The following is a 21,833-nucleotide window of genomic DNA, read 5'->3' on the forward strand; positions in this document are numbered from 1 at the left end:
CACGATTCCGCGGTCACCGCCGATAAGACCTTCAACTCAGATCGAAGGCGCGACGGCCAATGTCCGGACTCCTCTCCCGAATCGGGATTTCCCGCAAGCTTGGACTCCTCACCCTGCTCGGCGTGCTTGCCGTGCTGGTCGTGATGTCGCTCGAGCTGGTCAGCGAACGCCGCCTGCTGCTCGCCGAGAAGGAATCGGCCACGCGCGGCCTGGTGCAGACGGCGGTGAGCCTGGCCGGCCACTACCACGCCCGCGTCCAGTCCGGTGAACTGACCGACGATGAAGCGCGTGCCGGCGCGATGGGCGCGATCAAGGCCCTGCGTTTCGGCGACGACGACTATTTCTGGATCAACGACATGCATCCGCGGATGGTGATGCATCCGTTCAAGCCCGAGATGGACGGCACCGACCTGTCGGGCTTCGCCGATCCGAACGGCGTGCACCTGTTCGTCGAAGCGGTGGAGCGGGTCCGGGACGGCGGCGGCGGCTTCGTGCACTACGCCTGGCCCAAGCCCGGTGCCGATGCGCCCGTGCCGAAAATCTCCTTCGTCCAGGAGTTCGCGCCCTGGGGCTGGGTGATCGGCTCGGGCATCTACATCGACGACGTACAGGCGGCGGTCTGGGCCTCGGCGCGTGCGGCCGTGGTCAAGTTCCTGGTCGTGCTGGCGCTCCTGCTCGCCGCATCCTGGACCCTGTCGCGTTCGATCATCCGGCCGATCGCGCGGGCGCTGGAGGCCTCCGATGCGATGGCGCAGGGCCGTCTCGATGCCGACATCCAGGCCAGCGGCAGCGACGAAACCGCGCGTATGCTCGGATCGCTGCGGCAGATGCAGCAGGTGCTCAGGCGTTTCGCCACCGCGCAGCAGGACATGCACCAGGCGCACGGACGTGGCGAGACCAGCCACCGCATGCCGGCAGCCGAGTTCCCGGGGGCCTACGGCACGATGGCCACGGGCACCAACGACCTGGTGGCCTCACATATCGCGCTCAATGCCCAGGTGGTGGACACCGTGGCGCATTACGCACGCGGCGATCTCTCCCGCGACCTCGACCGCCTGCCGGGCGAGCAGGCGAAGATCACCGAGGCGATCGACGCGGTGAAGCAGTCGATGCTCGACAGCAACGCCGAGGTGCGGCGCCTGGTCGAAGCCGCGGTGGCGGGCGACTTCTCGCAGCGCGGCGATGCCGGTCGCTTCGAGTTCGCCTACCGCGAACTGATCGAGGAACTCAACCGGCTGATGGCCGCCACCGACGAGGGCCTGGGCCAGATCGGCAGCCTGCTCTCGGCCGTGGCCGATGGCGACCTCTCGCGCCGCGTCGATGCCGGCCTGCCCGGCCGCTTCGGCGAGGTCGCCGGGGATGCCAACCGCACCGTGCGCAAGCTGGCCGAGGTGGTCACCCAGATCCGCGGCGGCAGCGACGCGATCAACTCGGCCGCCAGCGAGATCGCCGCCGGCAACGACGACCTCTCGCGCCGCACCGAGCAGCAGGCCGCCTCGCTCGAGGAAACCGCCTCCTCGATGGAGGAACTCACCTCCACCGTGCGCCAGAACGCCGACAACGCCCGCCAGGCCAACCAGCTGGCCATCGGTGCGGTCGACGTCGCCTCGCAGGGTGGCGAAGTGGTCGGCAAGGTGGTCGAGACGATGTCGGCGATCTCCGAGTCGTCCAGCCGCATCGCCGACATCATCGGCGTGATCGACGGCATCGCCTTCCAGACCAACATCCTGGCGCTCAACGCCGCGGTGGAAGCCGCGCGTGCGGGCGAGCAGGGCCGTGGCTTCGCGGTGGTCGCGGCCGAGGTGCGCTCGCTGGCGCAGCGTTCGGCTGGCGCGGCCAAGGAGATCAAGACCCTGATCACCGATTCGACCGACAAGGTGCGCCACGGCAACGACCTGGTCGGCGAGGCCGGCAGGACCATGGGCGAGATCGTGACCAGCGTCAAACGCGTCACCGACATCATCGCCGACATCTCGGCGGCCTCGCAGGAACAGAGCGCGGGCATCGAGCAGGTGAACCAGGCGATCACGCAGATGGACGAGAGCACGCAGCAGAACGCCGCGCTGGTCGAGGAAGCTACGGCGGCTGCGCGCAGCATGGAGCAGCAGGCCGGGCAGCTGGTGCAGACGGTGGCGGTGTTCCGGGTGCAGGAAGACAAGCCGGCACGAGCAGCCAAGCCAGCGCCGACGCCCGCACCCGCCACTGCCGCTCCTTCGGCCAACGTGGCCAGGCCCAAGCAGGCCGCGCCACGGGGCAAGCCCACCCCGCGCCCGGTAGTGGCCACGGCCGAGACCGGCGAGGACTGGCAGGAGTTCTGAGACCCCACCGGTCCAGCCCGCCTGGGCAGCACCCCTACACCCCCCGGAACCCCCGCACATGTCCTCCCCTTCCGCCGACCGCGCCTTTGCACGGACAGGCATGCCGGTCGCCTCCGGCACGCCTGCGCGCACGCACGCAGGACCGCGGCCGCTCGACGCCGTGGCCGACGCGGGGTTCTCCGCGGTGCTCGCCGTGGCCGCCGAACTGCTGGATTGCCCTAGCACGCTGCTGTGGGCGGCGCAGGACGGCCGGCTGCAGCTGGTCGCCCGACACGGTCCGCTGCCTGGCGCGGTAGAGCGCAGCCGCCTGGCTGCCACGGTGTCGCACGACCATCCACTGGCCGTGATCGCCGACGCCAGCGCCGATCCGCGCTTGGCCTACGACGCCCTCGTGGCCGGCCGTGACGGCCTGCGCTTCTTCGTCGCCACCGTGCTGTACAGCCCTGCCGGCGAACTCCTCGGGGTGCTCGGCGCCGGCGACCATCGCCCGCGCGACGTGCCGCGGGAGGCCCTGGCCGGCCCGGTTTCGACGCTGGCCACGCTGGCCACGCGCATGTTCGGCGGCAACGTGCTGGCGCGCTGCCTGCAGGTCGCCGAGGCCGCCTTCAGCGCCGTGATCCTGGCCGACGACCAGGGCAGGATCATCTCCGCCAATGGCGCCGCGCGCGATCTGCTCGGCAGCGTGGCCGTGCCGGGGCAGTCGCTGGACCAGCTGGTGCCGGCCGCGCTCCAGGTGGACCCGGAGGCGGTGTCTGACTGGCTGCATGCGCCGCCCGTCAGCGGCGGCAGCGTGCGGACCCAGCGCGAGCTGCGGATTCGCGACACGCAGGGCGAACTCCGTACCGTGCAGGCGGTCCGGACCGACTGGTACGACGGCAACGCGCGCGGCCTCGTGCTGGTGATGCGCGACGCCACCGAAGGCGGCCCGCGCCGCGAACCGCGCCCGGCGCGCCGCGACCCGCTCACCGGCCTGCCCAATCGCGAGGCCCTGTTCGCCACCGTCGACTCGCTGCGCGGTCGCGGCGCGCGACTGGGCGTGGCGCTGCTGGGCCTGGACCACTTCCGCGCGGTCAACGAAGCGCTCGGCCATGTCATCGGCGACACCGTGCTGCAGGTCGTGGCGTCACGGCTGATGGCCTGGCTGCCCGCCAACGCGCACCTGGCGCGCTTTGGCGGAGACGAGTTCGTGATCCTGTTCCCGTCGGTCGAAGACACCGGTGAACTCGAACGGCGCCTGCTGGGCCTGCTGGGCGAGATCGGCCGCCCCTGCGAGATCGAACACCAGCGCGTGCACGTGGAAGCCTGCATCGGCCTGGCATTCGACGACGGCGACGGCAGCGCGGGTGGGTACGACGACGGCGGCAGCAGCGGCCTGCTCGCGCTCGCCGCCCTGGCCCTGCGCCATGCCAAGCGCGGCGGCAGCATGAAGCTGCGGCACTTCTCGGCGTCGATGCGCGAAGAGGCGGTGGACCGCAGGCAACTCGACCTCGAGCTGCGGCGCGCCTTCCGCGATGGCGAGTTCGAACTGCACTACCAGCCGCAGATCGGCCTCGCCAGCGGCCAGCCCTCGGGCGCCGAGGCGTTGCTGCGCTGGCGGCATCCCGAGCGCGGCCTGCTGATGCCCGGCGCCTTCATCGACGCGCTGGGGCGCAGCGCGATCGCGCCGCAGGTCGGCACCTGGATCCTGCAGCAGGCCTGCCGCGACGCCGCCAGCTGGCCGCAGGTCGGAGGACGCGGGCTCAAGGTCGGGGTGAACCTCTTCCCCGCCCAGTTCAACGACGAGACGCTGGTCGAGAAGATCGATGCGGCCCTCGCCGCCAGCGGCCTGCCGGCCGGGCAGCTGGAGATCGAGCTCACCGAGACGATCGCATTGCGCGAAGACGGCGTGGCCGAGCGCACCCTGTTGCAGCTGCGCAGGCGCGGCATCCGCGTGTCCTACGACGATTTCGGCACCGGCCACGCCTCCCTGTCGATGCTGCACCGGCTGCCGGTGGACCGGGTCAAGATCGACCGGTCGTTCGTCCGCGACCTGGTCGGAAGCCGTGGCGACAAGGCCATCGTGCGCTCGATCACCCTGATCGCCAGGAACTTCGACATGGAGGTGATCGCCGAGGGCGTGGAGACGCCGGACCAGGCGGCGCTGCTGCGCGAGTTCGGCTGCCAGGAAGTGCAGGGGTTCCTGTACTCGCACGCACTCCCGCAGCCGGTGTTCGATTGCTGGCTGCACGACCGGCTCGCCGCACCCGCGCCGGTGTCGGCACCCTCCCCTGCGACCGCCGCCACGGAACATGACCATGCCTGAGTTCCTCCGCGACGAGGCGCAGGTGGCGGACGGGCGTCCGTTCGCCTTCGACGACCGCGACTTCCGCCGCGTCTGCCGCATGATCCACGCCCGCGCCGGCATCCACCTGGGCGCGCACAAGCGCGACATGGTCTACAGCCGGCTGGTGCGGCGGCTGCGCGCGCGCGGCGTCGAGCGCTTCAGCGACTACCTGGACATGGTCGAGGACGGCGTCGTCGACGAAGGCCAGCATTTCGTCAACGCGCTGACCACCAACCTGACCTCGTTCTTCCGCGAGGCGCACCACTTCCCGCTGCTGGCGTCCCAGCTGCAGGCGGCGCAGCGCGACGGCCAGCCGCTGCGGATCTGGTGCTGCGCGGCGTCCACCGGCGAGGAACCCTATTCGCTGGCGATCACCGCCTGCGAGGCGTTCGACACGCTGACGCCGCCGGTGCGGATCCTGGCCACCGACATCGACACCACGGTACTGCAGTCGGCAGCGCGCGGCGTGTATCCGCTCGAGCGCATCGACTCGATCGACGCCGCGCGCAAGCGCCGCTTCTTCCAGCGCGGCGGCGGCGCCAACGCCGGCCTGTGCCGGGTGCGGCCGGAGCTGCGGGCGCTGGTCGAGTTCCGTCCGCTGAACCTGCTCGACGCCGACTACGGCCTCAAGCGCGGTGCCTTCATCGCGGTGTTCTGCCGCAATGTCATGATCTATTTCGACAAGCCCACCCAATACGGGGTGCTGCAGCGCATCGCCCCCCTGCTGTCGGCCGAGGGCAGGATGTACGCCGGCCATTCGGAAAGCTTCAACCACGCCACCGACCTGGTGACGCCCTGCGGACGCACGGTGTACCGGGCCGCGGCCGGCGCGGGTGCGGCATGAGTACCGCCATCGCCACCCCGCCGGGCAGCTATTACGACGCCACGCTGAAGACGCAGGCCATCCGGCTGCTGCCGGCCGACTACCTGGCCACCGACGAACCGGTGGCGCTGGTGACCCTGCTGGGCTCCTGCGTGGCGGCCTGCCTCTACGACCCGGTGCTGGGCCTGGGCGGCATGAACCATTTCATGCTGCCCGGCGGCGACGTCAACGACGCCACCTCGGCGCGCTACGGCGCCAACGCGATGGAACTGCTGATCAACGACCTGCTCAAGCGCGGCGCGCGACGCCAGCGCCTGCAGGCCAAGGTGTTCGGCGGCGGCAACGTGCTGAGCGGATTCCACAGCGATCCGATCGGCACCCGCAACGCGGGTTTCGTCGTCGACTACCTGGCGGCCGAGAAGATCCCGGTCGTGGCCAGCGACCTGGGCGACAACCAGGCGCGCAAGGTCTGCTTCTTCGTGCAGAACGGCCGCAGCCTGGTCAAGCGCCTGCCCGCGACCCGCGACGGCGTGGTGGACACCGAGCGCGCGCTGTACGGCCGCCTGGCCCGCGCGCCGGCCGCCGGCTCCGTCGAGCTGTTCTGACATGGGCAGGCGACCGGTCCGCGTGCTGGTGGTGGACGACTCGGCGCTGGTGCGGGCGCTGATGACCGAGCTGCTGGGTGCCGACCCGGGCATCGAGGTGGTCGGCACCGCATCCGATCCCTACATCGCCCGCGAGAAGATCAAGCAGCTGTCGCCCGACGTGCTGACGCTCGACATCGAGATGCCGCGCATGGACGGGCTGACGTTCCTGCGCAACCTGATGCGGCTGCGGCCGATGCCGGTGCTGATGGTGTCCTCGCTGACAGAATCCGGCGCGAAGGTGACGCTCGAGGCGCTGGCCCTGGGCGCGGTGGACTTCATCGCCAAGCCCCGCATCGACGTCGCACGCGGCCTGGCCGAGTACGGCTCGGTGCTGGTGGAAAAGGTGAAACAGGCCGCGCTGGCGCAGGTCGCGCGCATCGCGCCGGCGCCGTCGACGCACTCCGAAGGGCCCATCGGCTACCGCACCACCGAACGCCTGCTGGCGATCGGCGCATCCACCGGCGGCACCGAGGCGATCCGCGAGGTGCTGGAACAGATGCCGGCCGACGCACCGGCCACGGTCATCGTCCAGCACATCCCCGCCGCGTTCAGTCGCGCCTTCGCCGAACGGCTCGACCGCCACAGCCGCATGACCGTGATGGAGGCCACCGACCGGCAGCCGCTGCTGGCCGGGCACGCCTACGTCGCCCCCGGCGGGCACCACCTGCGCGTGGTGCGCAGCGGCGCGCGCTGGATGTGCCGGCTCGGCGAGGACGACCCGGTGCGCCGCCACCGGCCCAGCGTCGACGTGCTGTTCCAGTCGGTGGCCGAGCACGCCGGCCGCAACGCCAGCGCCGCCCTGCTCACCGGCATGGGCGACGACGGCGCGGCGGGACTGCTGTCGCTGCGCCGCGCCGGTGCGCACACCATCGCCCAGGACGAGGCCAGCAGCGTGGTCTGGGGCATGCCGGGCGCCGCGGTCGCCAACGGCGCGGCCGAAGACGTGGTGCCGCTGCAACACGTGGCGCAACGGCTGCTGGCGGTTTCCCGCGGCGGCTAAAGCACGACCGCCCACGGCCGTTATCAGGGGCAGACCGTTTCGACACACATTACGGGACAGACAATGGATTCGCGCCTACTGCTTCGCCTGGCACCGCCCCTGGTGCTCACACTGGTCCTGGTCCTGGCTCAGGCGCTCGACCTTGCCCCCGCAGTGCGCTGGGGCGCGCTCGCGGCCATGACCCTGGCCTGGCTGGTCTTCGCCTGGACCGTGCTTCGCCCCACCGCCAGCGACGCCGCGCTGCTCGGCGAGCAGAGCCGCCTGCTGGAGGAGCTGCGCAACTTCATCGGCGCCGAGGTGGAGGGGTCGCGCGGCGAGATCGAGCGCACCCGCGAGCTGATCCGCGAATCGGTGGCCAAGCTCGGCACCAGCTTCGATGCGGTCAACCGCCGCTCGCGCCAGCAGAGCGAAGTGGCCTCGCGCATCATCGACCGCCGCAACGACGGCGACGGCAGCGGCTCGGACGTGCACCGCTTCGCGCTGCAGGCCAGCCAGCAGATGGAACAGCTGGTCGAGGCGCTGGAAGCGGTGAGCGGCCAGAGCGGCGCCACCGTGACCCACATCGACGCGATGGCCGAGCACCTGGACGGCATCTTCTCGCTGCTCGAGGACGTCAAGTCGATCGCCGACCAGACCAACCTGCTGGCGCTCAACGCCGCGATCGAGGCGGCACGCGCCGGCGAGGCCGGCCGCGGCTTCGCGGTGGTGGCCGACGAGGTGCGCAACCTGTCGGAGCGCTCGACCGCGTTCAACGAACAGATCCGCAAGCTCGCCCACAGCTCCAAGGATTCGATCGCACGGGTCCGCGACACGGTCAGCACGATGGCCTCGCGCGACCTCGACCGCAGCCGGCTGGCGCGGATCGAAGCGGCGGCGATGCTCGAGCGCGTCGACGGCATCAACCGCAACCTGGGCACCGGCATGCGCGAGATCGCCGAATGCAGCAAGGCCATCGACGGCTCGGTCGCCGAAGCGGTGCGCTCGCTGCAGTTCGAGGACATCGCCACCCAGGCGCTGGGTGCGGCCAACGTGCACCTCGACCGCCTCGGCGCGATCAACCGCGAGGCCACGGTGCTGCAGGACCTGCTGCATCGCAGCGGCGGCCAGGCCGGCGCCGAGCTGCACCGGGCACTGGGCCAGATCGGCCAGCGCATCGCGCAGATGCGCGGCGAATGGGAGCGCCCGCCGCACAAGCCGGTGACCCAGCAGTCCATGGATGCCGGCAGCGTCGAGCTGTTCTGACCCCGCGATTCCGGACCACGGCTGCAGGCCCGCAGTTGCGGGCCTGCAGCTTCGGCCGGTAGCGTGGCCGACATGCCGACCGACCGCACCGCCCCGCCAACACCCGGCCGCAGCCTGCTCGGCCAGTTCACCGCACTGGTGCTCCTCGCGGTCTTCCTGCCGGTGCTGGTATTGGCCGGCGTCCTGCTCTGGCAGTCCTCGATGTCGGTGCGCAGCCAGGGCGCCACCCGGCTGGCGGCGACCGCCGACGCCAGCGCTCGCGAGCTCGACAGCTTCCTGCGTGCGCACCTGGCCGCCCTGCAGGTGCTGGCCGACCGCCGCAACGCCGCCGGCGACATCGGCGACCTGGCGCGCTGGGACGCCGACCTCGCCCGGGTGAACCACTACTACCCCGCCTTCGCCCACCTGCTGGTCACCGATGCCGACGCCCGCGTGCTGACCAGCGCGCCGCCGCTGCCGGTGGACGCCGTCGCCTCGGTGGCCGACCGCGAGTACTTCCGGATGCCACGTCGTACCGGCCAGGGACACGTGTCCAGCGTCTACCGGGGACGCGGGCCCGACAATGGTGCGCGCATCGCCATTTCCGTGCCCCTGTACCGCGACGGGCAGTTCGCCGGCGTGCTGGTGGGCTCGATGCAGGCGGACGCGCTGGTGCCCGTGCGCGGACTGGAAGAGAACGGATTCGAACTGCTGCTGCTCGACCGTGGCCTGACCGTGGTGCAGGCCAGCGCGGGCCTGCAGAAACGCCCGCTCGACCAACTCGCTGCCGGCCCGGACCCGGGCCTGGCGCGCGTGGCGCGCACCCTCGACGGCGTCCAGGAGCTCGACGCGGTGCTGCGCGGGGGAGAGGACGCGCTCGCCGTCGCCGCACCCGTGGACAACGGCTGGCGCCTGCTGCTGCTGCAGCCCAGCGGGGTGGTCGAGGCCGAATTGCGGCGCACCGCCGCGGCCGTTCTGGCCCTGCTGGTGCTGGTGCTGACCGGGGTGCTGGCGGTGGTGGTGGCGAAGATGCGCCGGCTCGGCGGCAGCGTCCGCGGACTGCTCAGGCGCATGCGCCAGTTCGCACTGGATGGCGATACGACGCAGCTGGCGCCGGCCAACCTGCCGCGCGAGCTGCTGCCGCTGGCCGACGCCATGAACGGGCTGGCCACGCGCGCGCGCGCGTCCTTCGACGAGGTCAACCTGAGCCTGCAGGAGCAGCGGCGCCTGCGCGAGGAGCTGCAGTCGGTGGCGCAGCGCCTGCTCACGGTGCAGGAGGACGAGCGGCGCACGCTCTCGCGCGAGTTGCACGACGACATCGGCCAGTCGATCACCGCGATCAAGCTGGCCGCGACCTCGCTCACCGACGATGCGCTCGCCGACGAACCGGCGGTGCGGCGCGAGATCCTCGACGAGATCATCGCCATCGCCGACCAGACGGTGCTCAAGCTGCGCAACCTGTCGCTGCTGCTGCGCCCGCCGCAGCTCGATTCGCTGGGCCTGGAGGCGGCGCTGCGCGGCCAGGTGGCGCTGCTCTCGCGCAACAGCGCACTCGAGATCCGCCTCGAGGTCGCACCGCTGGAAGCACGGCTTCCACCCGATGCCGAGCTGGCGTGTTTCCGCATCGCCCAGGAGGCGCTGACCAACGTCGCCCGCCATGCGGGCGCGACGCGGGTCGAGGTCGAGGTCGAAGTCGAGGACGGCGACCGCGGCCCGCTGCTGGTGCTGCGGGTGTCCGACGACGGCCGCGGCTTCGATGCGGCCCATCCGGCCGGCCTGGGACTGGTGACGATGCGCGAGCGGGCGACCCAGCTCGGCGGCAGCGTGACCATCGCCAGCCGCGCCGGCGGCGGCACCGTGGTGCGCGCGGTGCTGCCGTTGGCGGCAGGCAAGCGAGCTCCACGCACGTGAACTGTGCGCATGGTGGAAGAACGCGCAGCGCAGGCTACGACCGCCCGTCGCGGCGGGGTATCTTGCGCAGCGAACGGATATCGAAGGGGGAAATGCCGTGCAGATCGTGGTGGTAGGGGGCGACGCCGGTCATGTCGCGGGCGTCGGGCGCGAACTGCTCGAGCACGACCCGGGCTGGCAGCTGCAGCACGTGGCGAACGCGGACGACGTGCCGCCGGCCGATGGCGACCGTGCCCCGGACGTGCTGGTCTGCGCATCGCGCGTGGGGGCCAGCGGCGGCCTGGCCGTACTCGCCGGGCTGCGCAAGCGCCATCCGGGCGCCGTGCGCATCCTGCTGCTGGCGCCGGATGCCGAGCACGACCTGCTCGAAGCGCTGACGGTCAGCCACCGCATCCTCAACGAGCCGCTGGATTCGCTGGCGCTCATCGACGCCATCGAAAGCGTGGTCGAGCTGCGCGAGCTGCTCCACGACCCGGCGCTCAAGCATGCGATCGAGCGCGTCGGCACCCTGCCGGCCGCGCCGCGCCAGTACCTGGCCCTGACCGCGCTGTTGCGTGATCCGGACAGCACCGCGGCGAAGATCGCCGAGGTGGTGGCGCAGGATCCGACGGTCGCCGCGCGGGTGCTGCGGCTGTCCAACTCGGCCTACTACTCCGGTGGCCGGGAGATCACCGACCTGCGCTCGGCGGTGACCCGCCTGGGCCACAACACGTTGCGGCAGCTGGTGCTCGCCAGCGAGGTGTTCTCGGCGGGCGCGGAAGCCGACGAACTGCGCGACCGGGCGCTGCGCATCTCGCAGCTGGCCGGCAAGCTGCTGGCCGGGCCCAGCGCGGACCTGGCCTCCACCGCCGGCCTGCTGGCCGAGGTCGGCCTGCTGCTGCCGCGCTCGGCCGGGCTGGACCCGGCCACCACGCCTTACAGCACCACCGGCGCCTACCTGCTGGGCCTGTGGGGCCTGCCCGGCCCGATCGTCGAGGCCGTGGCCTTCCACGATCGTCCCGCGCGCGTACGCGGCAGCTTCTGGGTGACCGGCGCGGTGCACGTGGCCGCGGCCCTGGTCAACGGCCGCGAACCCGACCAGGCCTACCTGGCCTCGGTCGGCCAGCTCGACCGCCTGCCGCGCTGGCGGGCGATGGCCGAAGCGGCCGCCGACGCCAGCTGATCCGCGGCCACCCGGCCACGTCCGTGGCGGGCGGTGCCGGTGCCTGCGGTCGCCCGGCCGCGGTCACGGCCGCCGGCTTGCACAGGGCCACCACATCGGCAGGGGCAGGCTGTCGTTCCGATTCCACCCGCGAGCGACGGCATGGCACGACCGATCTGGACCGGCAACCTCAGTTTCGGACTGCTCAACGTGCCCGTCTCGCTGATGTCGGGCGCGCGCAGCAACGACATCTCGTTCCGCATGCTCGATGCGCGCGACCGCAAGCCGATCCGCTTCGAGCGGGTCAACGCCGAGACCGGCGAGGAAGTGCCGTGGAAGGAGATCGTCAAGGCCTTCGAGTACGACAAGGGCAGCTACGTGGTGATCGAAAAGGCCGACATTGCCGCGGCCTCGCCGGAGACGCACGAGTCGGTCGAGATCGAGGCCTTCGTCGATGCCGACGCGATCGACATCCGCTATTTCGAGAAGCCTTACGTGCTGGTCCCGGGCAAGAAGGCCGAGAAGGGCTACGTGCTGCTGCGCGAGACCCTGCGCAAGTCCGGCAAGATCGGCGTGGCGCGGGTGGTGATCCGCACCCGCGAATACCTGTCGGCGGTGATGCCGCTGGGCGACGCGCTGGTGCTGATGATGATGCGCTATCCGCAGGAGCTGGTGGATCCGGCCGAGTACAAGCTGCCCGAGGGCAACACCGGCGACTACCGGATCAGTCCGAAGGAGCTGGAGATGGCCACCCAGCTGGTGGATTCCATGGCAACGGAATGGAATCCGGACGCGTACCGCAACGAGTTCCGCGAGCGCCTGTCCGAGATCATCCGCAAGCGCATCAAGGACAAGGGCGCGACGACCCAGGTACTGGAGGAACCGGCCACCAGCGAGGACGCGACCACCAACGTGGTGGACTTCGTGGCGCTGCTGCAGAAGAGTCTGGGCGACAAGACCCGCACCCCGGCCAGGAAGGCGGCGAAGAAGGCGACCGGGAAGGCCGCGACCAAGAAGAAGACCGCCAAGAAGGCGGCCAAGTCCGGATCGCGGACGCGCAAGGCCGGCTGACGGGCCGGCGCGGGCGATACGTTCCGCTGCCGGCGACGTTCGCGGGCGCCGGTATCGGGTGGTGCGCCGCGCGCCAGCGCCCGAGCGCAGTCCAGCGCTGGCCGACGTTCCGTCAGCGCCAGCGGGTCTTCAGGCAGTCGCTTGCATCCGCCGTCGCGGGCGTCGCGATCAGGGCGCGCCCGCCTCCACCGGCGCCGCGGCCGGCGACGGGCGCCAGGTCAGCGCATGCAGGATCCGCAGGTCTTCGTCGTCGAGCGCCTTGCCGTTGTCGCCGCGAAAGCGCATGCGATAGGAATGGATCGCCGCTTCGGGCCGGTCCACCGGATAGCCGATCAGGCGCAGCGCCTCGATGGGATCGAAGCCGGGCGGCGGCGGCGGCGCATCGGGATCGGGCCAGATGCCGAAGCCGGCCTGGTGCAGGCGCTGCCAGGGAAACAGCGGGCCCGGGTCGATCTTGCGGCCGGGCGCCAGGTCCGAATGGCCGATCACCGCCGTCTTCGGAATGCGATGGCGCGCGGTGAGGTCTTCCAGCAGGCGCAGGATCGCGGCGACCTGCGGTTCGCTGAAGGGTTCCACGCCGTCGTTGTCGATCTCGATCCCGATCGAGGCCGAGTTGAGTTCGTGAATGGTGCCCCAGCTGCCGGCACCGGCATGCCAGGCGCGATGGTCGTCGGAGACCAGCTGGTAGATGCGTCCGTCGTCGCCGACCAGGTAATGCGAGCTCACCCGCCCGCCGCTGTTGCGCGTGCGCAACGTGCGCAGGCTCTGCGCGACCGAATCCTGTTCGGTGTAGTGCAGCACGATCACCTGCGGCCGGCGCATGTCGTGGTTCTTCGACGGCACCCAGGTGGCCATCGGATTGCGCGGCGCGGTGTGCTGGCAGCCCGCCAGCGCCAGCGCGCAGGCAGCGGCGGCAAGGAGACGAAGACTTGGTTTCATGCCCCGCATTGCAGCCGTTGCCCGCGCCGAATGCAAGCGCCGCACTTTGCCGGAAGCACGGCGACGCCCCTGCTTTTGCACGATGTCATCGACCGTACTGCCCCCTGACGGCGCCGGCGGGCCTTCGCAGCGAATCAGCGAGGAGGCATGCGCGACGCGACCCCCCCGGCACGCGAATGCCACCCGTCCGCACGGCTCGCAAGGACGCATTGTCCGGACAGAAAAAAGGCGGGCAGCCTGCGCTGCCCGCCTGCACCTCGTGGGGGAGGTGTGTCACTGCATGATCAGCTCTCGTAGGCGGACTCGCCGTGTGCGCTGATGTCGAGGCCGTTGCGCTCGGCTTCCTCGCTCACGCGCAGGCCGAACACCAGCTTGGCCACCGTGAACCCGATGACGGACACGATGCCGATCCAGGCGATGGTCAGCGCCACGCCCAGCGCCTGCGTGCCGACCTGGGCCGCCATGTTGAAGTCCTCGCCACCCTGCCCGCCCAGTCCTGGCGCGTAGAACACGCCGGTCAGGATCGCGCCCACGATGCCGCCGATCGCGTGCACGCCGAACACGTCGGCAGTGTCGTCGACCTTGAGCAGCTTCTTCAGCCCGGTCACGCCCCAGACGCAGATCACGCCGGCGGCAAGGCCGATCGCGATCGCACCCAGCGGACCGACCAGGCCTGCGGCTGGGGTGATGCCGACCAGGCCGGCGACGGCACCGGAGGCCACGCCGAGCGCCGAGGCCTTGCCCTTGGTCAGCTTCTCGGTCAGCGCCCACGCCAGCACCGCTGCGGCGGTCGCCACCAAGGTGTTGATGAAGGCCAGCGCCGCGCCGGCGGTGGCTTCCAGGTTGGAACCTGCGTTGAAGCCGAACCAGCCCACCCACAGCAGCGACGCACCGACGAAGGTCAGGGTGACGTTGTGCGGCTTGAGCGCCTCGCGCCCGTAGCCCACGCGCTTGCCGACGAAGTAGGCGCCCACCAGGCCGGCGATGCCCGCGTTGATGTGCACCACCGTGCCGCCGGCGAAGTCGAGCGCGCCGTGCTCGAACAGGTAGCCGCCGGTCGCCCACACCATGTGCGCGATCGGCAGGTAGCCGAGCGTGAACCAGATCACCGAGAACAGCAGCACCGCCGAGAACTTCACCCGCTCGGCAAACGCACCGACGATCAGCGCGCCGGTGATGCCGGCGAAGGTCGACTGGAACGCGACGAACACGTATTCCGGCAGGCTGACGCCCTCGGTGAACGTGGCCGCGAGCGTGTCGACCGTCACCCCCTTCAGGAACAGCTTGTCGAGGTTGCCGATCCAGGGCCCTTCGCCGGAGAACGCCAGCGAGTAGCCGTAGACGATCCACAGCACCACCAGCAGCGAGAACACCGAGATCACATGGATCAGGACCGACAGTACGTTCTTGGATCGCACCATGCCGCCGTAGAACAGCGCCAGGCCCGGCACCACCATCAGCAACACCAGCAGGGTCGAGGTCAGCATCCAGGCGACGTCGCCCTTGTCGACGGTCGGTTCGGCGGCGGCTTCGGCGACCGCTTCGGCCACCGGTGCGGTCGCATCCTGCGCGAGCACGTCGAACGTGCCGGTCAGTCCGGCCACGCCCACCAGCAGGGCCAGTCCCAGCACCTGCACACGGGTCTTCCACCCGGAGAACGAAAGCAATTTCATTGAATGAGCCTCCACAGGTGGTTTAAAGCGCGTCGGCGCCGATCTCGCCGGTACGGATGCGGATGACCTGGTCGAGTCCGACCACGAACACCTTGCCGTCGCCGACCTTGCCGGTGCCCGCGGAGCGGTTGATCGCCTCGAGCGCCGCCTCGAAGGTCTCGTCGGACACGGCGGCCTCGATCTTGAGCTTGGGCAGGAAATCCACGACGTACTCGGCGCCGCGGTACAGCTCGGTATGGCCTTTCTGCCGGCCGAAGCCCTTGACCTCGGTGACGGTCAGTCCGTTCACGCCCGCTTCGGCGAGCGCTTCGCGCACCTCGTCGAGCTTGAACGGGCGGATGATGGCGATGATCAGTTTCATGCGGTGCTCCTGTTGCAGGTGGGCGCTCAGAACGACTTGGACAGCGACACCAGCACGGTGTCGTCGACACCGGCCAGATCGGTGTCGTGCCATTCCAGTCCGATGCCGAAGCCGTTCTCGAAGCTCTTGCCGCCGGTGAGCTTCCAGTAGTCGTAGTCGAGTTCGCCGCCGTAGCCGCTCACCCACTGGCGGCCGTAGCCGGCGCCGACGCTCCAGCCGCCGTCGAACTCCCAGCCCGCGCCCAGGTCGAGCGCGGCGCTGCCATCGGAATCGGGGATGCCGAACAGGTCGGTGGTGGCGTAGGAGTACTTGGCGCTGAGCACGTTCCAGCTCAGCCCGAAGTACAGCTCGACCGTATCGGCCTCGTTGAAGCCGGCGGGGTAGTCGCCCGGATACCAGTAGTAGGTGGCGCCGACGTCGTAGCCGAAGCCGCTTTCGCCGAAATCACCGGCGAAACCGATGAAGCCGTCGAGTTCGACCTGGCTGGAGATCTCCGGATCGGAGTCGGACAGCCAGCTGATGCTGCTGCCCCAGGCGCCGGCATAGAAGCCGCTCTCGTGGTTCCAGGTCACGCCGCCCTGCAGGGCGGGGTTCTCGTTGGTCTGGGTGACGCCGCGGAACAGGTAGTCGCTGACCACCGCGACGGAACCCGACACCTCGGCCGAAGCATTGCCGGCGAGCATCAGCCCGGCGGACAGGAGTGTGGCAACTGCGATCTTGCGAGACGACATGACAGGCTCCTCGTTGATGGAAGGCCCTCCCCGGTCTTGCCTACTTCTGGATCCGCCCGGCCCGGCATCCCCATGCCCGGCGCGGACGCCGGCGAGGCACTCTGCGGCGCCCGCGACCGGTCATCTGCCTTTCCTGTCGGTGTTGCTTCCTGCCTCTGGCGTTGCGTGTCCTCGTCTGGAAAGTCCGCGGCCCGGGTATGGGGAGGGCCGCATGCCCGGCTCGCCGCCGGGCACGAATCACTGGTTTGCCGGTGATTGCAGGGGTTCGGCCGAGGCTGCGCGCCCGCCCCCTTCGCGCCCTTCCCCGCGGGCGGGGAAGGGCACAGGGCATCACACCCCGTAGTACATCTGGTATTCGAGCGGGTGGGTCGCCGCGCGGAAGCGGGTGACTTCCTGCATCTTCAGGTCGATGTAGGCATCGATGAAGTCGTCGCTCATCACGCCGCCGGCCTTGAGGAAGTCGCGGTCGGCGTCGAGCGCGGCCAGGGCCTGGTCGAGGCTCGAGCACACCTGCGGGATCTTCTTCTCCTCTTCCGGCGGCAGGTCGTACAGGTCCTTGTCGCTGGGGCCACCCGGATCGATCTGGTTCTTGATGCCGTCCAGGCCCGCCATCATCAGCGCGGTGAAGGTCAGGTATCCCGACTGCAGCGGATCGGGGAAGCGAACCTCGATGCGGCGTGCCTTGGGGTTGGAGACCCACGGAATGCGGCAGCTCGCCGAACGGTTGCGCGCCGAGTAGGCCAGCATCACCGGCGCCTCGAAGCCCGGCACCAGGCGCTTGTAGCTGTTGGTGCCGGAGTTGGCGAAGGCGTTGATCGCGCGCGCGTGCTTGAACACGCCGCCGATGTACCACAGCGCCATCTGCGACAGGCCGCCGTAGCCGTCGCCGGAGAACAGGTTCTGCCCGCCCTTGGCCAGCGACATGTGCACGTGCATGCCGCTGCCGTTGTCGCCGACGATCGGCTTGGGCATGAAGGTCGCGGTCTTGCCGTTGCGGAAGGCGACGTTGCGGATCACGTACTTGGTCGCCAGCAGCTCGTCGGCCTTCTTGACCATCGAGTTGAACTTGGTGCCGATCTCGCACTGGCCGGCGGTCGCGACCTCGTGGTGGTGCACTTCGGTCTCGATGCCGATCTGCTCGAGCGTCTTGACCATCTCCGCGCGCAGGTCGTGCAGCGAGTCGGTCGGCGGGACCGGGAAGTAGCCGCCCTTGACGCCGGGGCGATAGCCGCTGTTGCCGCCCTCGTATTCCTTGCCCGTGTTCCAGGCCGCTTCCTCGGACTCGACGTGGAAGAAGGTGTTGCCCATCTCGTTGGCGAAGCGCACCGAGTCGAAGATGAAGTACTCGGGCTCGGGGCCGAAGAAGGCCTGGTCGGCGATGCCGCTGGACTTGAGGTAGGCCTCGGCACGGCGCGCGATGCCGCGCGGGTCGCGCGAGTAGTCCTGCATCGTCGCCGGATCGAGGATGTCGCAGGTCAGGTTGAGGGTCGGGTCCGCGTAGAACGGATCCAGGTAGGCGGTGGACGCATCGGGCAGCAGGATCATGTCCGACTCGTTGATGCCCTTCCAGCCGCTGATCGACGAGCCGTCGAACATCTTGCCGTCCTCGAAAAGCGACGGCTCGATGATGCTGGCCGGGAAGGTGACGTGCTGCTGCACGCCGCGCATGTCGACGAAGCGCAGGTCGACGAATTCGACCTTGTGGTCCTTGATCAGCTTTTCCACGTTCTCGAGCGACATCGGTGACTGCCTCTGGGTTTGCGAAAGGTTGTCCATGTTGGAGCAAACCGCGTGCCAAGCCAGCCATCAGTGCAAGTGATTGTTTTGCATGGGACAGGAGCGCGTGCGCCCGTCTCACCGCACGCAAATGGTGAAGAATTTGTGATGATTGCACCATTGTGGGGAGCATCCTTTCGGGGTGCCGCCATCGAGCGCGCGTACCGGATCCGCGAAGCCTGATCGCGCATGCCGGCGCGCCGCTGGAGTCTCCCGGGCCGGTGCCGGACGGGGTTTTCGTTATCCTGCCCACCCCTGGCCGCGCCGAACCCATGTCCGATCCGCTGTCCGCCCTCCTGCTGGGCATCCTCGAAGGGCTGACCGAGTTCCTGCCGGTGTCCAGCACCGGGCACCTGCTGATCGCGCAGCACTGGCTGGGCGCGCGCTCGGACTTCTTCAACATCGTGATCCAGGCCGGGGCGATCCTGGCGATCACGCTGGTGTTCCGCCAGCGCATCTGGCAGCTCGCCACGGGCCTGGGCGAGCGCGACAACCGCGACTACGCGATGAAGCTGGCGGTGGCGTTCCTGGTCACCGCGCTGGTCGGCCTGCCGGTGCGGCTGGCCGGCTGGGAGCTGCCCGAGACGGTCACCCCGGTGGCGTGGGCGCTGATCCTGGGCGGGATCTGGATGATCCTGGCCGAACGCATCGCCGAGCGCCGCGGCGATGCCACACACGTGACCTGGACAGTGGCGGTGCTGGTGGGGCTGGCGCAGGTGGTGGCGGGCGTGTTCCCGGGCACCTCGCGCTCGGCCGCGGCGATCTTCATGGCGATGCTGGCCGGACTGGGCCGGCGCTCGTCGGCGACCGAGTTCGTGTTCCTGGTCGGCATCCCCACCATGTTCGCGGCCAGCGCCTACGCCTTCCTCGAGCTGTGGAAGGACGGCGGCCTGGGCGGCGAGGCCTGGGGCGACGTGGCCCTGGCCTTCGCCGCTGCCACGGCCACCGGCTTCGTGGTGGTGAAGTGGCTGCTGGGCTACATCAAGCGCCACCGTTTCACCGGCTTCGCCGTGTACCGCATCGTGCTGGGCGCGGCGCTGCTGCTGTGGCTGCCCGCCGGCGACTGAGGGGGATCCGCCGCTGCGGCCGCGCCCGGGCTGTCCCCCGGCCCGCCACCCGACGACCGGCGAACGCCTGCCCCGGCGGCCGCTGGCCGACCGGCGGCGCTCCTCTGTCGAATTTCCGCGCCATGCTTCGTCGCTGACCCGATCCGGCGGTGCCGCAGCATTCCGCCCGCCCTGTCGCCACCACCACGAGCAGACCACGGCAAGGAGTCCCGATGTCTTCAGCGAACAGCGTCAACTGGTTCGAACTCTACGTGCAGGACATGGCGCGCGCCCGCGCGTTCTACGAGGCCCTGCTGGGCATCACCCTGGAACCGCTGAAGCTGCCGGAGGGCAGCGACGACGGGCTGGAGATGTGGTCGTTCCCGGGCGACATGGAGCGCTACGGCGCCAACGGCGCGCTGTGCCGGATGCCGGGCGTTCCCTCCGGTCCCGGCGGGACGCTGGTGTACTTCGCCTGCGACGACTGCGGCGTCACCGCGGCGCGCGCCGCGCAGGCCGGTGGCCGCATCCATCGCGACAAGATGTCGATCGGCGAATACGGGCAGATCGCCCTGGTCTTCGACACCGAAGGCAACATGATCGGCCTGCACTCGATGCACTGACAACGCATGCCGCGGCGCGTCCTGCCACGGCGATGGCAGACGCGTTCGCGGCCCACGACGAGGTGATGCAGATGCCCCACCGCATGGCCGCCATCCCGCTGCTGCTGGCGGCGCTGGCCGCCAGCGCCGGCGCGCCGGCCGCCGAGGTCGCCTACGAGCTCGATCCCGCCCACACCTTCCCCAGCTTCGAGGCCGACCACCTGGGCGGGCTGTCGGTCTGGCGCGGCAAGTTCAACGCCAGCCGCGGCACCGTGTACCTGGACCGCGAGGCCGGGACCGGCCGGCTGGAAGTGGTGGTGGACACCGCCAGTATCGATTACGGCCTGGAGGCGATGAACGAACAGGCGCGCGGCGCGGAGCTGTTCGACAGCGCACGCTGGCCACAGGCGCGCTACAGCGGGCGCCTGGTGGACTTCGTCGACGGCAGGCCGACCCGGGTCGAAGGCGACCTGACCCTGCGCGGGGTCACCCGGCCGCTGCCGCTGGAGATCCGCAGCTTCAAGTGCATGCCGCATCCGCAGCATGGGCGCGAGCTGTGCGGCGCCGATGCGCTGGCCACGTTCGACCGCGACGACTTCGGCATGGACGCCGGCAAGGACCATGGTTTCGACATGGCGGTGACGCTGCGCATCCAGGCCGAGGCGGTCGCGGTCGCCGCACCGGCGCCGTAGCGACGCGGCGCGTGGGTCGCGCCCTCCGGCGCGCATGCCATCGGGACCGCTTCGCGGCACCGGGCCTGGCGCCGGCACGCGTCAGCCGCCAGCCGATGCCTCCGCGCGCGCCAGCAGCAGCGCGCGCTCGCGCGTGTTGCGGGCCATGTCCGCGGCGCGCAGGAACTCGGCGCGCGCTTCCGCGCCGCGCCCGAGCTTGTGCAGCAGGTCGCCGCGCACCGCCGGCAGCAGGTGGTAGCCGCGCAGCGCGGGCACGTCGGCCAGCGCATCGACCAGGACCAGACCTTCGCCCGGCCCCGAACGCATCGACACGGCCACCGCGCGGTTGAGCGCGACGACCGGCGAAGGCGCGACTTCGCCCAGCAGGTCGTACAGCGCGACGATGCGCGCCCAGTCGGTGCTGTCGACGTCCGCGGCACGCGCGTGGCAGGCCGCGATCGCGGCCTGCAGGGTGTACGGCCCCGGCGCGGCCGACAGGCGTTCGGCCTGGACCAGCGCGCGCAGGCCGCGGTCGATCGCCTCGTGGTCCCAGCGGCTCCGGTCCTGGTCCTGCAGCAGGACCGGCTCGCCCGAAGGCCCGGTGCGCGCGGACGCGCGCGAGGCCTGCAGTTCCATCAGCGCCAGCAGGCCGAAGGCCTCCGCTTCGTCCGGCGCCAGTCCCACCAGCAGCCGTCCCAGGCGCAGCGCCTCGGCGCACAGCGCCGGCCGCATCCAGTCCTCGCCCGCGGTGGCGGCATAGCCCTCGTTGAACACCAGGTACACCACGCCCAGCACCGCCGAGAGCCGCTCGGGCAGCTCGTCGCGGCGCGGCACCTCGAACGGCACGTTGGCCTCGCCGAGCGTGCGCTTGGCGCGCACGATGCGCTGCGCGACGGTGGCCTCGGGCACCAGGAACGCGCGCGCGATCTCGTCGGTGGTCAGGCCGCACAGCAGGCGCAGGGTCAGGGCCACCTGCGCTTCGCGCGAGAGCAGCGGATGGCAGGCGACGAAGATCAGCCGCAGCAGGTCGTCGCCGATGTCGTCCTCGAGCGCGGCCTCGCGCGCCGCGTGCAGCTCGTCGTGCAGGCCATCGAGTTCCTGCGCGATCTGCGCGTGCTTGCGCACCAGCATGGTTTCACGGCGAAGGTGGTCGAGTGCGCGGTTCTTCGCGGCGGCCATGAGCCATGCGCCCGGGTTGTCAGGCACGCCGCTGGCGGGCCAGCGCTCCAGCGCGGTCACCAGGGCGTCCTGGGCCAGTTCCTCGGCGAGATCGAGGTTGCGCACCAGGCGCATCAGCGCGGCGATGATCCGCGGTGATTCGGTGCGCCAGACGGCGTCGATGCTGCGGTGCAGGTCGGCGGGCATGGGCCCGCATCAGACCATCGCGCGGCGGCACCGTGCAAGCGGCCATTTCAATCGGCCCGGTCCCGCGCGGGCGGGCGTGGCGGACCGGCCGGACGCCGCCGCGCCGGTCGCGCACTCTCGGCTGCCGGTGCAAGCGACGACGGTCGCCCGGCGCATTCGGGGGCCCGTGCGGCGGGCGCGGTCGCCGCACGCCGCAACAGCAGCGCGAACAGGC

18 protein-coding genes are annotated in these 21,833 nt (G+C 70.6%); 12 read left to right on the forward strand and 6 right to left on the reverse strand.

What is annotated here, in order from left to right:
* Positions 1-59: 59 nt before the first annotated feature.
* The 9 genes from Q0863_RS07450 (at position 60) to Q0863_RS07490 (ending at position 12,455) form a co-directional block, all read left to right on the forward strand.
* Positions 60-2,318, forward strand: coding sequence for a methyl-accepting chemotaxis protein (locus Q0863_RS07450; RefSeq protein ID WP_298576880.1), 2,259 nt, complete (start codon positions 60-62; stop codon positions 2,316-2,318).
* Positions 2,319-2,376: 58 nt separating this feature from the next.
* Positions 2,377-4,620, forward strand: coding sequence for an EAL domain-containing protein (locus tag Q0863_RS07455; RefSeq protein ID WP_298576881.1), 2,244 nt, complete (start codon positions 2,377-2,379; stop codon positions 4,618-4,620).
* Complete coding sequence (locus Q0863_RS07460) at positions 4,613-5,485, forward strand: CheR family methyltransferase (RefSeq protein WP_298576882.1); 873 nt, start codon at positions 4,613-4,615, stop codon at positions 5,483-5,485. Before Q0863_RS07455 ends, Q0863_RS07460 begins: the two co-directional genes overlap by 8 nt.
* Positions 5,482-6,069, forward strand: a complete 588-nt coding sequence (cheD, locus tag Q0863_RS07465; RefSeq protein ID WP_298576883.1) for a chemoreceptor glutamine deamidase CheD — start codon at positions 5,482-5,484, stop codon at positions 6,067-6,069. The genes Q0863_RS07460 and cheD overlap by 4 nt, the downstream gene beginning before the upstream one ends.
* Before the next feature lies 1 nt (position 6,070).
* On the forward strand, positions 6,071-7,111 hold the full coding sequence (locus tag Q0863_RS07470; protein ID WP_298576884.1) for a chemotaxis response regulator protein-glutamate methylesterase: 1,041 nt from the start codon (positions 6,071-6,073) through the stop codon (positions 7,109-7,111).
* 63 nt (positions 7,112-7,174) lie between these two features.
* On the forward strand, positions 7,175-8,353 hold the full coding sequence (locus Q0863_RS07475) for a methyl-accepting chemotaxis protein (RefSeq protein WP_298576885.1): 1,179 nt from the start codon (positions 7,175-7,177) through the stop codon (positions 8,351-8,353).
* Between the two features lie 72 nt (positions 8,354-8,425).
* Positions 8,426-10,243 carry a cache domain-containing protein gene (locus Q0863_RS07480; RefSeq protein WP_298576887.1) on the forward strand — a complete coding sequence of 606 codons (1,818 nt, stop codon included), beginning with the start codon at positions 8,426-8,428 and terminating at the stop codon, positions 10,241-10,243.
* 97 nt (positions 10,244-10,340) lie between these two features.
* Positions 10,341-11,405 carry an HDOD domain-containing protein gene (locus Q0863_RS07485; RefSeq protein ID WP_298576889.1) on the forward strand — a complete coding sequence of 355 codons (1,065 nt, stop codon included), beginning with the start codon at positions 10,341-10,343 and terminating at the stop codon, positions 11,403-11,405.
* Between the two features lie 141 nt (positions 11,406-11,546).
* Positions 11,547-12,455 carry a Ku protein gene (locus tag Q0863_RS07490; protein WP_298576890.1) on the forward strand — a complete coding sequence of 303 codons (909 nt, stop codon included), beginning with the start codon at positions 11,547-11,549 and terminating at the stop codon, positions 12,453-12,455.
* A 168-nt stretch (positions 12,456-12,623) separates the two neighbouring features.
* On the opposite strand, the gene Q0863_RS07495 is transcribed toward Q0863_RS07490, so the two are convergent.
* From Q0863_RS07495 to glnA, 5 genes are all read right to left on the reverse strand, one after another.
* The gene (locus Q0863_RS07495) at positions 12,624-13,394 is read right to left on the reverse strand and encodes an N-acetylmuramoyl-L-alanine amidase (protein ID WP_298576892.1); all 771 of its coding nucleotides are present in this window, start codon (positions 13,392-13,394) and stop codon (positions 12,624-12,626) included.
* Between the two features lie 284 nt (positions 13,395-13,678).
* Positions 13,679-15,067: an ammonium transporter gene (locus Q0863_RS07500; protein WP_298576894.1), complete on the reverse strand. Its 1,389-nt coding sequence runs from the start codon at positions 15,065-15,067 to the stop codon at positions 13,679-13,681.
* A gap of 22 nt (positions 15,068-15,089) precedes the next feature.
* On the reverse strand, positions 15,090-15,428 hold the full coding sequence (locus tag Q0863_RS07505; protein WP_298576895.1) for a P-II family nitrogen regulator: 339 nt from the start codon (positions 15,426-15,428) through the stop codon (positions 15,090-15,092).
* Positions 15,429-15,454: 26 nt separating this feature from the next.
* Complete coding sequence (locus Q0863_RS07510; RefSeq protein WP_298576897.1) at positions 15,455-16,159, reverse strand: TorF family putative porin; 705 nt, start codon at positions 16,157-16,159, stop codon at positions 15,455-15,457.
* A gap of 330 nt (positions 16,160-16,489) precedes the next feature.
* Positions 16,490-17,899 carry a type I glutamate--ammonia ligase gene (glnA, locus tag Q0863_RS07515; RefSeq protein WP_298576898.1) on the reverse strand — a complete coding sequence of 470 codons (1,410 nt, stop codon included), beginning with the start codon at positions 17,897-17,899 and terminating at the stop codon, positions 16,490-16,492.
* A 308-nt stretch (positions 17,900-18,207) separates the two neighbouring features.
* Here glnA and Q0863_RS07520 point away from each other — a divergent pair, with 308 nt between their 5' ends.
* The 3 genes from Q0863_RS07520 (at position 18,208) to Q0863_RS07530 (ending at position 20,275) form a co-directional block, all read left to right on the forward strand.
* Entirely contained in the window at positions 18,208-19,002 is a 795-nt protein-coding gene (locus Q0863_RS07520; RefSeq protein ID WP_298576900.1) for an undecaprenyl-diphosphate phosphatase, read from the forward strand.
* A 212-nt stretch (positions 19,003-19,214) separates the two neighbouring features.
* Positions 19,215-19,604, forward strand: a complete 390-nt coding sequence (locus Q0863_RS07525) for a VOC family protein (protein ID WP_298576902.1) — start codon at positions 19,215-19,217, stop codon at positions 19,602-19,604.
* 71 nt (positions 19,605-19,675) lie between these two features.
* On the forward strand, positions 19,676-20,275 hold the full coding sequence (locus tag Q0863_RS07530; protein ID WP_298577082.1) for a YceI family protein: 600 nt from the start codon (positions 19,676-19,678) through the stop codon (positions 20,273-20,275).
* A gap of 81 nt (positions 20,276-20,356) precedes the next feature.
* On the opposite strand, the gene Q0863_RS07535 is transcribed toward Q0863_RS07530, so the two are convergent.
* Positions 20,357-21,619 carry an RNA polymerase sigma factor gene (locus Q0863_RS07535; protein WP_298576904.1) on the reverse strand — a complete coding sequence of 421 codons (1,263 nt, stop codon included), beginning with the start codon at positions 21,617-21,619 and terminating at the stop codon, positions 20,357-20,359.
* Between the last annotated feature and the right edge of the window lie 214 nt (positions 21,620-21,833).

Source organism: uncultured Luteimonas sp. (assembly GCF_947492465.1).
GTDB lineage: Bacteria > Pseudomonadota > Gammaproteobacteria > Xanthomonadales > Xanthomonadaceae > Luteimonas.

Bases quoted from the DNA above. Each gene is read 5' to 3' on its own strand.
- Q0863_RS07470 (WP_298576884.1), top strand. From the start codon at position 6,071: ATGGGCAGGCGACCGGTCCGCGTGCTGGTGGTGGACGACTCGGCGCTG.
- Q0863_RS07530 (WP_298577082.1), top strand. From the start codon at position 19,676: ATGCCCCACCGCATGGCCGCCATCCCGCTGCTGCTGGCGGCGCTGGCC.
- Q0863_RS07460 (WP_298576882.1), top strand. From the start codon at position 4,613: ATGCCTGAGTTCCTCCGCGACGAGGCGCAGGTGGCGGACGGGCGTCCG.
- cheD (WP_298576883.1), top strand. From the start codon at position 5,482: ATGAGTACCGCCATCGCCACCCCGCCGGGCAGCTATTACGACGCCACG.
- Q0863_RS07520 (WP_298576900.1), top strand. From the start codon at position 18,208: ATGTCCGATCCGCTGTCCGCCCTCCTGCTGGGCATCCTCGAAGGGCTG.
- Q0863_RS07490 (WP_298576890.1), top strand. From the start codon at position 11,547: ATGGCACGACCGATCTGGACCGGCAACCTCAGTTTCGGACTGCTCAAC.
- Q0863_RS07500 (WP_298576894.1), bottom strand. From the start codon at position 15,067: ATGAAATTGCTTTCGTTCTCCGGGTGGAAGACCCGTGTGCAGGTGCTG.
- Q0863_RS07510 (WP_298576897.1), bottom strand. From the start codon at position 16,159: ATGTCGTCTCGCAAGATCGCAGTTGCCACACTCCTGTCCGCCGGGCTG.
- glnA (WP_298576898.1), bottom strand. From the start codon at position 17,899: ATGTCGCTCGAGAACGTGGAAAAGCTGATCAAGGACCACAAGGTCGAA.
- Q0863_RS07505 (WP_298576895.1), bottom strand. From the start codon at position 15,428: ATGAAACTGATCATCGCCATCATCCGCCCGTTCAAGCTCGACGAGGTG.
- Q0863_RS07535 (WP_298576904.1), bottom strand. From the start codon at position 21,619: ATGCCCGCCGACCTGCACCGCAGCATCGACGCCGTCTGGCGCACCGAA.
- Q0863_RS07455 (WP_298576881.1), top strand. From the start codon at position 2,377: ATGTCCTCCCCTTCCGCCGACCGCGCCTTTGCACGGACAGGCATGCCG.
- Q0863_RS07475 (WP_298576885.1), top strand. From the start codon at position 7,175: ATGGATTCGCGCCTACTGCTTCGCCTGGCACCGCCCCTGGTGCTCACA.
- Q0863_RS07525 (WP_298576902.1), top strand. From the start codon at position 19,215: ATGTCTTCAGCGAACAGCGTCAACTGGTTCGAACTCTACGTGCAGGAC.
- Q0863_RS07480 (WP_298576887.1), top strand. From the start codon at position 8,426: ATGCCGACCGACCGCACCGCCCCGCCAACACCCGGCCGCAGCCTGCTC.
- Q0863_RS07495 (WP_298576892.1), bottom strand. From the start codon at position 13,394: ATGAAACCAAGTCTTCGTCTCCTTGCCGCCGCTGCCTGCGCGCTGGCG.
- Q0863_RS07450 (WP_298576880.1), top strand. From the start codon at position 60: ATGTCCGGACTCCTCTCCCGAATCGGGATTTCCCGCAAGCTTGGACTC.